This window comes from Tissierella carlieri (assembly GCF_018917285.1).
In the GTDB taxonomy this organism is placed as follows: domain Bacteria; phylum Bacillota; class Clostridia; order Tissierellales; family Tissierellaceae; genus Tissierella; species Tissierella carlieri.
Window position 1 is genome coordinate 1 of sequence record NZ_JAHLOH010000042.1, and the last position, 15074, is coordinate 15074.

At 34.2% G+C, this 15074-nt stretch carries 7 protein-coding genes; 3 read left to right on the forward strand and 4 right to left on the reverse strand.

Features of this window, described 5'->3' with window-relative positions; genetic code table 11:
• The 3 genes from KQI38_RS13435 to KQI38_RS13445 all read right to left on the reverse strand — a co-directional run.
• A partial coding sequence (locus KQI38_RS13435; RefSeq protein WP_216560208.1) for a S8 family serine peptidase occupies positions 1-3947 on the reverse strand: 3947 nt, incomplete at its 3' end.
• Positions 3948-4271: 324 nt separating this feature from the next.
• Positions 4272-8537: a S8 family serine peptidase gene (locus KQI38_RS13440; RefSeq protein WP_246565858.1), complete on the reverse strand. Its 4266-nt coding sequence runs from the start codon at positions 8535-8537 to the stop codon at positions 4272-4274.
• Between the two features lie 90 nt (positions 8538-8627).
• A complete protein-coding gene (locus KQI38_RS13445) occupies positions 8628-11624 on the reverse strand; it encodes an S-layer homology domain-containing protein (protein ID WP_216560214.1) in 2997 nt (998 codons plus the stop codon).
• Between the two features lie 777 nt (positions 11625-12401).
• On the opposite strand from KQI38_RS13445, the gene KQI38_RS13450 reads away from it, so the two are divergent.
• From KQI38_RS13450 to KQI38_RS13460, 3 genes are all read left to right on the forward strand, one after another.
• On the forward strand, positions 12402-12623 hold the full coding sequence (locus KQI38_RS13450; protein WP_216560217.1) for a DUF1659 domain-containing protein: 222 nt from the start codon (positions 12402-12404) through the stop codon (positions 12621-12623).
• A 47-nt stretch (positions 12624-12670) separates the two neighbouring features.
• Positions 12671-12889: a DUF2922 domain-containing protein gene (locus KQI38_RS13455; protein ID WP_094901172.1), complete on the forward strand. Its 219-nt coding sequence runs from the start codon at positions 12671-12673 to the stop codon at positions 12887-12889.
• 98 nt (positions 12890-12987) lie between these two features.
• Complete coding sequence (locus tag KQI38_RS13460) at positions 12988-13131, forward strand: YvrJ family protein (protein ID WP_094901170.1); 144 nt, start codon at positions 12988-12990, stop codon at positions 13129-13131.
• Positions 13132-13177: 46 nt separating this feature from the next.
• Here KQI38_RS13460 and KQI38_RS13465 read toward each other — a convergent pair whose 3' ends face one another.
• Positions 13178-14932 (reverse strand): methyl-accepting chemotaxis protein, encoded by a 1755-nt coding sequence (locus KQI38_RS13465; RefSeq protein WP_216560220.1) that lies wholly within the window; start codon positions 14930-14932, stop codon positions 13178-13180.
• Positions 14933-15074 lie beyond the last annotated feature (142 nt).

The window sequence follows — 15074 nt, forward strand, 5'->3', positions numbered from 1 at the left end:
CTGTTTCCTCCCGGACTTGGCCATGAAGTATCCCAGAAGTAAATATTTGTACCTTTTACTTTACCAAATTGATCTGGTGTAAATCTTACTGCCAATCCATTAGGTGCTGCATTTAGTACCAATGCATTTTCAGCTGTTCCATCATCATAGATTATATTATCTTCATAACCTACAAATCTCTTTAATCCTATATTTACATCTACTGTTTCATTTCCAGCTACATCTACTGTAGTTTCTCCTGGCTCAAATCCATCTGCTACTACCTTAAGTGTATATGTTCCCTCTAGAACATTAGGAATTACGAAATATCCCTCTGCATCAGCTGTAACTGGTCCTACTCTTGGATCTTCTACTACTCTTACTACAGCATAAGCTGCCGGAGTTTCATAATATCTGTCAAATACTCTGCCTGTAATAGTTCCTTGTGGTTTAGGTTCTAATATGAAGTTTGATTTTGCAGTTTGGTCTTCAACTACATTTACTCTGGCTTCCTTAGAATAATATCCATAAGCTTCTGCTACTAGAGTATATTCACCAATTGAAGACCTCATAAAGAATTTACCTGTAACAGGGTCAACTTTAACACTTCTTCCCGTTTCCAATACTGTTACTACAGCATCAGATATTGGGATTCCTGCAAATACCATTGGCATATTTTGAACTTCTATATCTTCTATTGTTTCAAAGTTATTTGTTCCTGTTCTATTTAATTTATAATTAGGTGCTGATGGTTCTATATAATCTGCTTTCTTAGAATCTCTTCTTATCAACTCTGTTTCTTGTACTGGTCCTGGTTTTGATGCTGATTCTGTAGTACCTACCATAACAAATACATCATCTATATACCAGCCCGTATATGCAACTGAGCCATCTGAATGGAAGAAGAATCTAATCTTTACTGTATTCCCAGCGTAAGCAGCTAAGGATATCTCTTCATTAGCCCATGCTTGAACTCTTCTACCATATTTTCCACCTTCTGCAGGAGTTATATTGGTCCAAGTAGCTCCATCATCTGTAGAGATTTGTACTTGCCCATAATCATATAAAGTAGTTGTTCCTTCCATATCAACCCAATGATTGAATGTCAATACCGAATTGCTTCCTTCTGGAAGTACTATAACTGGACTAACTATATAGCTGTCACTGCTCATAGGATAGTTGCCCCCTAAGTTCGTTGCCCATAGTTTTGTTCCTGAAGCAGCTCCATCAGGTCCTGATGTTGGTACTCCCCACGCCCATGGGTTAGCAGTTCCCCCAGTAGTAAATCCTCCATCATTATTTTCAAAATCCGTACCAAATATAGTAGTAAATGCTAAAGCTGTAGCAAATACTTCCTCTGTATTTTCACTGATATTACCTGATAAATCTTCTGCATTTATTACATAGTAGTACATTGTGTTAGGATTTGTTTCTGAATCTATAAAGCTATTATTATTGATTTCTCCTATCTTAACATATCCTTCACCTGATGTTTCTGAGCGATAAATATTATAATGTGATAAATCAGCATCTGGCGAATGATTCCAGCTTAATTTAATTCCTCTCATATTAGCTTCTGCTGTTAGATTAGTAGGTATTGCTGGTGCATCATTATCTTGAGCCATTAGTCTTACATTGTCTATATACCATCCTGCTCTCTGACCTGATGAATCAGATGTAAATCTAAATGCTACAAATACTGGTTCTTGAGATCCTATATAATTTCCAAGATTCACAAGTGATTCCTTCCAATTCATGGCATTGCCTGTTATGATTCCCCTTGCTTCAGTCCAAGTTTCACCATAATCATTTGTGATTAGAACATATCCTTTATCATAATTATTTTCCATCTCATACCACTCATAGAATCTTAGTGAAGCAGTTTCTAAATTTCCATCTCTTAAATCTATTGGAGGGGTAATCATCCAGCTATCAGCACTATTTGGATAGTTTCCATCTAATGTAGTTGCTGCTAATTTTTCTCCTTCAAATGGATTCGGACCAACATTTGATGGTACTCCCCATTCCCATGCTCCATCGAATATCCAGCCATTAGCATTATTCTCGAAGCCTTGAGTATATTCTCCTGGAATTACACCAAATTCTATATCTATTTTATAATCTGATGTAACTACTACATCTCCTGCATAGTCTCTTACTTTTATCTTATATACAATACTGTCTCCCATTAACATATCATGGGTTATAGTTCCTTTATACATTCCATTCTTGTGATCTCCTGAAATCCTATTCATTGGAGCTACCATCCAATAGGATTTTCCTTGTTGTTTAACTAGAAGCTCTGCTTCTGTTATTGCAACATCATCTGATATTTCTGCAAGGATTTCTATGTCTGAACCCATATAGGTTTCAAATATTTCTTGTTCATGAGTTATAGTTGCTTCTGATGTATCTTCTCCAGGAACCAATACTCTACCTGAAATATATCCTGTTCCTGTGGCTATGGATGATACTGCTTCAAATGCATCTACCATACCATATCCATAACCCATATTTGGTGCTGTTGGGTATGTGGAGTCAGTTAGTGGTGTAGCTGTATTTTGAAGAATTTCTTCAACATCTGCTACTGATAGAGAAGCATTAGCTGATAATACCAGTGCAACTACTCCTGCTACTGCTGGAGTTGCCATTGATGTACCTGAATTATTTCCATATCCATTATTAGGTATAGATGATCTTACATTTACACCTGGTGCTGATATATTTGGTTTAATTAAGGATTCATCATATGGTGATGGTCCAAGTTTTGAGAAATATGCTCTTATATCATTTCTATCAGTTGCAGCTACTGCAAAGGATTCGGGATAGTTAGCTGGGCATGATATAGATCCTGGCCAAGGCGCCGGTTCCCCTAATCTTTGGTTTCCTGCTGCAAATGCTGGAAATATCTCTGCTGCTCTCCAGTTTCTAACAGCCTCTCTGTACCAATCATCTATTCCAGCCCCTCCACCCCATGAGTTATTAACCACATCTGGAGCATTATCTGGATTTCCACCTGGTGCTAACATCCATTGTGCTGCTGATAATAATATAGCATCTGTTGTAGAACCAGCAGTATTAAATACTCTTGCTGCTATCCATTTTGCCCCTGGTGCCATACCTATTTTATTAGATCCATCTGGTTCTTGCCCAACCATTGTTCCCATTACGTGAGTTCCATGGTCGTCTGAATCTGCTGGTAATGCTGCGTTGTATACAGGGTCAAACCAGTTTCCATTAGCACTTGTAGCTCCTGTAGTTGGGTCATAGCCTCTCCATTTATTCTTAAGTGCTGGATGAGTCCAATCTACTCCTGAGTCTATATTTGCTACTACTACTCCTGTTCCATCGTATCCTAGATCCCATGCTTGATCCGCCTTTACTTTTTCAACATTCCACTCTACTCCATTAGCTGTAGGTTCTATTTCATTACTCATCTCTGGGTTTTCTAATGTATGGGTTTTATTTTTGTAGATTTTATCTACTTCTGGCATATAGGAAAGATTTTCTATTACTTCCTTTGTAGCTTTTACATATACCATATTAACTATATGATAAGGTGTAAATTCTACTACATTTCCGTTTTCCATCTCTTGTTCTAAATATTTTAGAACATTAGCTTGAGTCATTTCTGCAGTATCTTTTAGAGATTCCACTACGGCACTTCTTACTTCCAGCTTAGTTTGATATGGCGTCATAGCTGATGATACAGCTGATCTTGTAGCATGGGCTACTCTTTCTGTATCCACTTGTTCCGCCATATATATGAGTATTTCCACTAGATGTTCATTATCTATGTCTTCCTTTACCTCAGCTGAAATCTTATTTGCAGCTAATTCATATAAATCTTCTTTTGCTGAACTAAGTTGGTTGTTCTCTGCATAAACAAAGGATGTAAAATATCCCATTACCATAATAAGGCTTATTATTAGGGATAATACTTTTCTTACTTGTTTGTTCTTTGACATTCAACAATTCCCCCCTTTAGTTTTTTGCAAAATATTTAATCTCTTTTACACCTCCTTTTTTTAATTATGTAAAAGTAAAACTTTAGCAAACTATTTTAATTTCTATATATATGTCATAAGGAGTAATTTATCACCGCCCCTTAATTATTCCATTCATTGTCATGATTTACTTAATATTCTGAGATATTGTTAATATTTATCAAAGTATGGCAAGTGCTTATAGTTTCTTGACTTTTTTATATTATTTTCCAATAATTTGTCAATATCTAGTTAAATAAGAAAGTTACCCCTAAACATCTTTTAGGGGTAACATTTCTATTTACTTTAATATCTCTCAAATATCCTTATGGTTCCAAATGCATCTTTATGAATCAATCTATTTGGTAAAATATCTAAATCTACTAGATTACCATCTTCATCCACTATAGTATTGGATCCAAGCTTGATATAAGCTGGCTTTCCAGCATTATACCATTCAGTTAACTTTCTCTGTGCACTTGCATCATTATCTAAAAAGTCCATATCAAATGCCTCATCCCCTAATATAATGGAGTTTGCAGGGATATTCTTCATAGCCCCTTTCACAGTTACTTTTCCTTCTGCTGTTTCAAATATTTCAGTGCCATCTTCAGCAACATATACTACTTCTATTGCTAAATTTGATGCTATAAATCCATCTGGAGCTGTCCAAGTAGCTGTATATAGTCCGGATGATTCTTCAGTCATTGGAGTTCCATAGCTGCTTCTGCTTACTTCAAGTGGAAGCAGTATTCTATAATATGCAGATCCGCCAGTTGGAGCATTGAAGCTTATATTTAAAGAGCCGCCAGCTTCAAGTTCAACATCTCTTGATGGTTTAATATTTCTAATAGATGGCTCTTGTGGTCCTTCTCCTGATTCTAGATTAACAATTATAGATTTAACTGTACTATGCCCTGCTCCGTCCTTTAAAGTAAATAGGAAATAATTCTCTCCTTCTACAAGATTTATGGTGTGGTTTATTGTTTCATTAGCAGGCTCAACTATAACAAGAGGATAGTCATAAACATATATCTGACTGTCACCTAGGAATAACTCTAGATATCCCAAATTATCCATCATTGTAATTTCTAGTTCTGCTGTTTTTGATTCTTCATCGATATTTAATATATCTATATTTAGCTCTGGATCAGTAGTGTCTACATAAAATCTTCTCACTAAACTACTGGATGCTCCAGTCTTGGATACAGCCTCTATCTTAGCTTCTTGATAGCCATCTTCCATGGCTAAAGTTTTTGTAAACTTAAATGCCGGTCCTGAGTAAATGCGTGTACTTGGATCATCTGGGTGATATAAATCCACATGGTCTTTAAACTCAATATCAGCTTCAACATTATTCACGAGTACCTTATCTAATAATGAGAAATTTGCAACATAGCCTTCAAATAATATATCATTCGTAGTATACATTTCAAGTAGTTTAGGCTCGTAGATATATATATATGGATGAGTGTTATCTATATTAAAAGTAAGTTCAGCAAGATTCGTGTTATATAATTTATCCACGGATATTACTTCTATATTATATTCTTTTGCATCAGTTATATATGATTTCATATCTAATTCATATGAAGTCTTTCCTTCTTCTCCAAGAACAACTGCTTCTATTTCCTGTCCATTTATATTAAACATGAATCCTAATATACCTGTGCCTTTGTCCACTGAATTCCAAGTAAGCTTATTTGTCTGTGGATTATATAATAAATTGCTTATTTCTGGTCCAATTGTATCAATAGTTATTGGAATCTTCTTAGATTGTACTTCTGCTCCGCCATAATGGATTTTAGCAGCGATTTCATAGAAATAGTTTCCATCTGGTACAACTTCACCATTTACTATTCCATCCCACTGTGCAGCAGTAATCATTCCAACAGGTTGATTTATGCCTCCATTAATATAATTCTTTCTCTTGTATTGCTGCATCAAGATAGTTCTCAATAGATTACCTTCACTATCTAATATATTATAATTAACTGATTCCGCATTTCTCATAAATGATAAATACGGCATTATATTGCCAGTACCTCTCTCACGTCCAGCTACTGTTCCCGGATTCATGAATATATGTGGTGTAGTATAGAAATATCCATTATCTTTAGCATCCCAATATAACATACCTGATGCATTGAAATAAGAGCTTCCTGTAGGATCAATAAATCTCATACCATCAAGAATAGCAGGTTCTCCCCAGTCGCCATAAAATCCTACATATGGAACTGAAAGTGTTGGTTTTTCATCGGTAGGGTCAACCAAAGTAACAAAACCTTCGACAAACATATTTCTATAAACTGTAGAATCTGTTCCTATATCTACAGTCACTTCAAATACATATTCTCCATTTGCTGGAATAGTAACTGAATCTGGTTTATCTATATCTGCATCGTAGATATAATCAGATAGCAATAGATTCAAACCTGACGGATGAATATAATCTGCTAAAACTGTAACATCTACATTGTATGTTACATCTGTATTTGAATCATTTATAGCTTTAAATCTCATAGTAAACTCTGTATCTTCAAAATCCTTTAATTCTACCTTTGCTTCATTAGTTCTGTCATCTACTACTCTCACTGGAGTAGATACTGCACCATAAAGGTCCATTATACCTGCCCCTTGTCTTCTAGGTGAATATTCAGTTTCATATTGATCCAATGCTGGTATAGCTGTATTCATCAATAGTACCTTAGCAAGTCTAGTTTGCTCTGATAAATCTAATTCACCATAGATTTCATGTTCTTTAATGTACTCCATAACAAGAGCAGAGCCGCCTGCCACATGAGGCGCTGCCATTGAAGTACCACTCATTGTTCCATATTCATTATCATTTAATGTAGAATATATCTGTGCACCTGGTGCTGTTATTTCAGGCTTAAAATCTAATGAGGGAGTAACTCCCCATGATGTAGATTCTGCCATTTTTCCTGCATTAATATTGGGTATAGTCATTATTTCATCTGTAAACAATACTTCCTTATTTTCTAATTCTAATAAAGCTATCCCACCGTTATAACCTATAAATACTGCTGGTATGGTGTGAGAATCTGGTATAGCCATATTTACTAAGTCTTCTCCACCAGTTTCATGGTTACGTACTATAATACCTACTGCACCTGCATTCTGAGCATTCTCTATTTTTTCAGTAAAGTTAGGTGTTAATCCACCACGAACCACTAGGGCTATTTTACCAGCTACATTAGTAAGTTCTGACGGATGACCTGAACCACCATCTATAAACTCTTGAGTCCCAGAGAGTACTGTTGCTGGATTAATATTCCCTGCTATTGCCATTGGAACCTTGTATTCCTCATCATCTTTTATATAAGTCAATCCATTTACTTTTCGATGAGTATTTTCAATTGATGCTACCTGTATAGTATCTTTATTGAGTCCTGGGGCACCTACTACACCTATGTCAGGATTTTGTTTCCATGGATATCCGCTGTTTCCCGTCCATCCATAGGTCATTGAACCAGAATTTCCTGCCGAAACTGAGCATACTATTCCATTATTTGTAGCATTGGTTATTGCAACATCTTCTGCCGATTCTGGAACATAGAAAGATGCTGTTGAACCTAGACTCATATTTAAAACATCAGCACCAAGTCTTATGGCCTCATCTATGGCTACTAGATATATATCACTGAATGTAGTTGAATAAATTGGATCATTGGAAAATACCTTCATAGCAAGTAATTGACATTCTGGAGCTACTCCTTTGATTCCTCCATTATCGATATCACCATTTGCTCCTGCTGTACCAGCTACATGCATGCCATGCATTGATGCATCTGGACCTAAATCTAATATTTCGCTATTTAAGTCATAATAGTTATATCCATAAGGAACCTTCTCAGTATAATATTTACCAAGCAAATTCTTTCCTTCCAATGTTTCTCTAGTGATCTTTGGATTAGTTCCTTCACTAAGTACCATATCTCTATGGCTTGGATCAATACCAGAGTCTATAATAGCCACAACAGTACCTTCACCCTTATATCCTATGTCCCAAGTTGGAAGTGTTCCAATCATATCCTTGGATGTATCCATATCAGGTTTTATTTCTGGTCTTTCATATTCATTAGATATATATACTTTGTTGACTTGAGGCAAACCTTCAATAACCTTAATATCTCCAAATTTGACCATACCACTGAATCCATTAAATGTTGTATTGAAGCTATTTATAAACTTCATATCCACTCTGCTGGATTCAATGTTTTTCTTGACCTGCGTTTGTTCATCATCTATTCTTCTTTCGATTTCTTTGATTGAAGATTTTGACATTTCTTCATATCTTAAATTTCTTTCTGTAGCGTAAACTATTGATGGATCAGATTTTAATTCCACAATAATCCTGACCTCATCCTCATCTTCAAAAAATTCTCCTAATTCGTCCTCTAGTTTAATCTTTTCAGCGTTTTCATCAGCCTTAAACTTTTCTATTGCTCTTGTTAATGTTTCCCCCTGAGTTGAATTTTCACTTTCTGCAAAGGTGAACCCTGGTATTATCAGAGTTAGTACAAGTAATAATGCTAAAATCCTATTCATCCTCTTCAAATCGCTTCCCCCTTTAAATTTTATTTAATCATTCATTTAAAAAATGATTGATCCAAGGTAATTTTGAATTACTGTGGATGATTATTTTGGAATCATTGGATTTACTAACACTACATCTGCAAATGTGTATAATAAATTCTTCTCAACATCATAAATTCTAATAGTTACCTTATCCGTTATAGTTTTTGGATTGAAGAAAAATGATTCTGTAGACCATGTACCTAAATCAAATATAGAAGTATTCGAATTTTCTCCTCCAGATAACTGATATTCTACATCATACTTTCCAGCATTAGCTATATTTTCAACCGCTACCTTTATCTGAATTAAGGCTGGGAAAAAATTAGGTGATGAATTACGAACCTCTACCATTATTCTTGGTTCTTCCACTGGATCTACAGGACCTTCTTTCTCTACCAATTCACTCATACAAGTATTTAATCTAGTTAATACCATATTAACTTCTTCCTGAGTAGCTTCATCATTTTCATTTATCTCTATAGCCTCTTGTAAAGCTTCTGCAAAGTCTCTCCAAGATTCTTCCGTATAATCATCTTCTTTCTTTGCCATAGCTTCTGCTATTGCTTCTTCCAATGCTCTTTTATCTACTTCCGGCTCTGGATCTTCCATTGTTATATTTACTCTTCCTTCTGCTATCTCTCTTATTCTATCTCCTTCAGCACTTACAAAGTTTACTTCAACTTCCAGATTCAATGCGTTTATCTCTTCTCCTACCACCCAAGTTCCTAAATAATATCCCGGCTTTGTTTCTATCATTTCCATTTCATATTCATTAGCCTTTTCATCAGCCATTCTATTTCTATGCGTATCAGATGGAAGAAGTAATCTGAAGTAAGCTCTACCACCTTCTGGTGCATTAAAGCTGACCTCTAATGCATCACCAGCTTTAAGGGATATATCTTGATCTGGTAGGATGTTTGTAATGGATGGTTCTACTGGATTTTCTTTCATTTTTAAGCCTTCTATTGCTGCATTTAAATTTTCTAATGCTCGATCTACCTCACTTTGAGTAGCTTCTAAATCTTCTATAACTTCTATAGCTGCTTCCAGTGCTATTTCAAGGTCCTCCCATGTTTCTATTGTATAATCTTCTTTATTCATTCTTTCTGCTCTATCTATTGCAGCTATTAATTCTGATTTATTTACTACTGGTTCTGGATTTGATGGCTCTTCTTCTACTAATGCATCCCTTTTGTCATTTAATTCATATAGTGCATCATTAACTTCCCTTTGAGTAGCTTCTGGATTATCTCTTACTATTATTGCTGCTTCTAGAGCCTCAATAAATGGTTCCCATGTTTCTGGAGTATAATCCTCTTCATTTTTTTCTTCTGCTCTATTTATAGCAGCTATTAATGCAGTTTTATCTACTTCTATAGGCTCTGGATCTGGATTTTCTCCTTCTCTTTTTACCAATCCATTCATTCTGGCATTTAGTTCTGATAATGCTTGATTAATTTCTCTTTGTGTAGCCTCATTATCTTCATTTACCTCTATAGCTATATCTAAAGCTACTTCAAATGGTTTCCAAGATTCCTCTGTATAATCTTCTTCATCCTTTCTTCTAGCTTCAGCTATTGCTTCTGCCAATTTTCTTTTATTTACTTCTGGTTTTATTGGATCATTTGCTTGAATCTTTATTGTATAAGTAGCAGTTCTCCCCCCAACTTTTATAGTCAAAACTTGTCTTTCTGCTGGCTGTCTACTATCAAACCCTGTTATACTAGATTTTGTTACTCTCTCTATTTCTCTACTACCATCACTATATATTCCTTCTATAACTAAACCTGTAATATCCAACTCATCATCTACTGTATAAACCAACTTATCAGGTAATGATTTAATCGAAATTCTGTTTAATGTTACTGGGTCTGGTCTTGTAGATGGCTTTGTAGTGGTTGACTTTTTGGTCGATGCTACAGTTGGATTAGATTCTTCTAACTTTCCATTTACTACCTTATACTCTACATTAGCTTTTAATGTTGATCCGTTAACTTTAATTTGATTTCCTGATTTAAGAGACTTTATTGTACCTTTTGAATCTATAACTATATCTCCTCCAATTACATTAAGGTCATCTATTGATGTGCCATTTGCTAATATAATATCTGCCTTATCCCTTAGTTCAGCTTTCTTTATATAGCTTCCTTGAGTAAGCTCTAATCTCATTTGTTTTACAATTTTAACTTCTCCCACTGTTGTGTTAGAAAGAACTACATTTGCTAACCCTTGCTTTTTATCGACAGATACTGAATTTAATTGGGAATTTATAATACTTAAACTATTTAATCCTCCTCCATTAACAATTACTTTACCCTTTACTACTACATTATCAAGAATTGTATTGCCTTCCCCTATACCTTCTGTTAAGTATAAATTTCCTCCGATTACTATATCCTTCAGCATTACATCTTTTGTATTTACTATAAGATTTGTATTTGTATTTTTATTTATAGTTCCCGATACATTAACTATTTCACCTGAAATGTTATATAGCATCTTAACTACTTCAGCTCTTGTAATCTCTGCATTTGCTCTAAAAGTTCCATCTGGATAACCATTTATATATCCATTTTTCTTTAACCCACCGACAACACCTTTAAGTTCCTCAGGTAAAGTTAAACTATCTGTAAATTTAGACGCTTCAGCTTTGTCCTCTTCTATTCCAAAAATAATGCCAATTATTCTGGCAACTTCTCCCCTAGTAATGTTCTCATTAGCATTTAATGATGTTCCTGGAAGTATATAATTAGCCCCCACTCCCTTTTGTACCTCATCATAGTACCAATCTGTAGGACTTACATCATTAAAGTTAACCTCAGATCTTTGAGTAAAACCCATTATACCATTAACAACTTTGTAAAATTCTGATTTACTCATGTTGTTAGTAGGTCTAAATGTTCCATCTGGATAACCTGAAAGAATTCCCTTATCTTTCATGTAGTTGATTTCACTCTTCGCCCAATTGTCTTCATAATCACTCCCTTGCCCCAATACAATTATGCCTGTAGACATAAGGATGATTAAAGAAAGAATCAGCGATAACAGTCTTTTCATACAAATACCCCTCCTTTAATAGTTATACTTGTCTCTTTTATATGATAATACTTAATTTAAAACAAAGTCTAGGAGCAAGTTATGACACACTTTAATAGATGTAAATTATTGTCAATACCCTTTTATTCCTTTAAAAAAGGGGCTTTTATGTATACCACTTTAAATCATTATCAGATTAAAAAATATACAATAACATTAATAATTGTTACTCTATAAATATATCTGTCATATTTAATAAGAAAATTTTTTATTACATACAAAATATCTCTTTATCTACTTCTTTCTGCTAATCATAAAATACATTCTTATGTCTATAAACAGAAATATATCTATTGCTAACGTCTTATTCTCCTAATTAGCTGATAAACAATCTACTAATATTATTTTGCTTTATTTAGAATTTTGTGGCTATTTTTTGAAAATTTTGTAAATTCTGCACTATATTTATAAAGAAATATAAATCAAAATACCAATAGAGACATTTAACTCATCTCCGGCTTCAAATCCTCTGCTTTCCTTATTTCATAGATTTATATCTAGTGTTTCCGCTATATATTATTTAAAAATTTAATTTCCCATAGTAAATTATCTTTTCTATTTCTATTTAATAGTTGTAAGACATAATTCACTGTTGACTATCCAAATAAAGCTAGGTTTTATGAAGGATAAATTGAATTGGTATTGGTATCGCTATCTTTATCTTTTCAATTGTTAATTGTGAACTGTGAATTGCGTAAGTGGCCTTTGGCTATGAATTGATTAGAGGGAGGTGAAAATATGGCAATTGATGTTTTAAAGGAAAAATTAACATTAAGACTTGAGTTTGATGATGGAGTAGTAAATGGAAAACAAAAAGTCCATCCTAAGACCTTTGCACAAATAAAGACTACAGCTGATGATTTAAATCTACATGCTGCTGCTAAGGCTATAGCTAGTCTACAGAATAGACCTTTATTGAAAGTGCAAAGAATTGAAACCACTAGTTTAATTGAAGAGTAGTAGAAAAGCAGTCAATAGTGAAAAGTTTTAGGAAAGGTGGTGATTTAATGGAAAAGACTAAATTAGAAATGGAGTTTCTTGATGAAACAAACAAAAAGTTTATGATTAGTATCGATCAGCCAAGGCTAGATATAACCCCTGAAGAAGTATCTCAGGCTATGGATACCATAATAACTTGCAATATATTTGATTCTAAAATGTTCAATCTAGTAGAAGCAAAAGAAGCTAGAATAGTAACTACAACAGTAAATAAGCTAAGTATCTAAAATAAGGGGACAACATGTCCCCTTATTTTAATCTCTTAATCTTTTATTCTTTCAATTGTAAATTGTACATTGTCAATTGTTAAAGGGGTGGTGATTAAATGAGTGAAATATATTCTGGAATAGCTAACCTTGGTTTTCCAATAGTCTTATCTATATATCTATTAGTTAGGATAGAGGGAAAACTAAATCAACTGTCAGAAAGCATCATTGAGCTATCTAAGACTATAGCATCAACAAAGTAATTTATAAAATGGATAAGGAAATTTCCTTATCCGTTTATATTATCTCTTAATATTTAAATTTAGATAAACTCTCCTGCATACTAAATGCTAACTCTCCTAAAATTTGACTAGCATTAGCAATTTGGGTCATAGTTGCTGTCTGTTCTTCCACAGAAGCTGAAGCCTCCTCAGTTCCTGCTGCATTTTCCTCTGATATAGCTGATAAGGTCTGAATTATTTCAACAATAATATCCTTCTTGTCCATAATCTCTTTTCCAGATTTATTGATAAAACTAATTACATCATTGGACTTTTCAATAGCATTTGCAATTCCAATAAATTTATTATTAGTTTCCCTTACACTTTCACTTTGCAGCTCTGCAATTTTAGCTACTTCATCCATAGTAGCTACAGCTTCTTGAGTTTTACTGCTTAGATCATTGACAATCGCTGTGATATCTTCAGTAAATCCATTAGACTCTTCTGCTAATTTCCTTATCTCCTCTGCTACAACTGCAAATCCTCTGCCTGCTTCTCCAGCCCTCGCTGCCTCTATGGCTGCATTTAAAGCCAATAGATTAGTTTGTTCAGCAATACTTCTTATCATATTGCTAGCCTTTTCTATTTTCTCTGCACTCTCATTTGTGCTATAGATTACATCTTGAATATTCATTGTTGCTCTATTATTAGATTCAGTATTTTTTATTAATTCCCTAAGAATTTCAAATCCTTCATCCTTTAATTTATCTATCTCCCCAGTAGAAATATTTAACTCTCTCAAAAACTCTTCGTTATTTTCCACTAACTCTCCTAAATCGTTTATATGCTTTGCTCCATTTTCCGTATCCATGGCCTGATGGGTAGCTCCTTGGGCGATATCTTCAATAGCTCTGGCTACCTCATTTGCTGATACTGCTGATTGTTCACTTGAAATAGTAAGCTCTTTTGACGATATTGCAAGGTGCTCTGATGTATCAGATATCTGCTTCACAAAGCCTCTAAGATTGTCAATAATCCTCTGGAAAGAATTAGCCAACATTCCAATCTCATCATTTCGATTAATTAAAGCTTCCGATATATTTTCACTTACATCTAGGCTAGCAATATTCTCTGCGCGGATTGTAACTGTCTCCAATGCCTTACCCATTTTATGAGAAAAGTTATACATAATTACAGTTACTAAAACAAGGAAAATCACTACTCCAATACTTGTATATTTAAGGACATTTAATGCTCCTTTATTAAAATCCATTTCATAGCTTCCCGCTGTTACAACCCATCCCCAATTAGGATCTAGTTTATTATATACAATCTTTCTTCCTATGTTTTCACTATGAGGTAAAAACCAGTCATAGTATGTAAAACCTCCGCCACTTTTAGCCTTAGCTATACTATCTTGCGCAAGTAAAACTTCTTCCTTAGACTTATCCTTTACGTCCCAGACATTTTTACCTTCTAAGCTAGGATGTGCAATCTCATCTCCCTCTTGACTATATACAACAAAGTATCCATTTTCTCCTAAATCCAAGGGGGAATCTATAGGTCGAGTACCTTCAGCTGTTATTTTACCAAGTAATTTCTCTTTTATCATTTCCTGAGCCTGTGGAAGAGTATATAAACCTTTCTCTACACCTTGTTGTGCCAGATCAATCATTTGAATGGCCGCTTCTACAGCATTTTCTAGAATTATTTCCCCTTTTCCATTTAATTGCCTCTTTGAAATAGTGTATCCCAATAACCCAATGGCAATATTGGAAACAATTAGAACCAAAATTGACATGGTAAGTATTTTACCCTTAATAGAATTCCTTTTTTTAAGCAATAAACTCACCCCTTTTCATTTGTATTTTGGAAATATACCCACTTTTCGACATATTAAACCTAACTAAAAGTCCTATTAGCATTGGCCTTTCATTAATAAATATCTCTAATATTGAAAACAGTGACACAATAATATATAATTA

Bases quoted from the DNA above. Each gene is read 5' to 3' on its own strand.
- KQI38_RS13440 (WP_246565858.1), bottom strand. From the start codon at position 8,537: ATGAATAGGATTTTAGCATTATTACTTGTACTAACTCTGATAATACCA.
- KQI38_RS13445 (WP_216560214.1), bottom strand. From the start codon at position 11,624: ATGAAAAGACTGTTATCGCTGATTCTTTCTTTAATCATCCTTATGTCT.
- KQI38_RS13450 (WP_216560217.1), top strand. From the start codon at position 12,402: ATGGCAATTGATGTTTTAAAGGAAAAATTAACATTAAGACTTGAGTTT.
- KQI38_RS13455 (WP_094901172.1), top strand. From the start codon at position 12,671: ATGGAAAAGACTAAATTAGAAATGGAGTTTCTTGATGAAACAAACAAA.
- KQI38_RS13460 (WP_094901170.1), top strand. From the start codon at position 12,988: ATGAGTGAAATATATTCTGGAATAGCTAACCTTGGTTTTCCAATAGTC.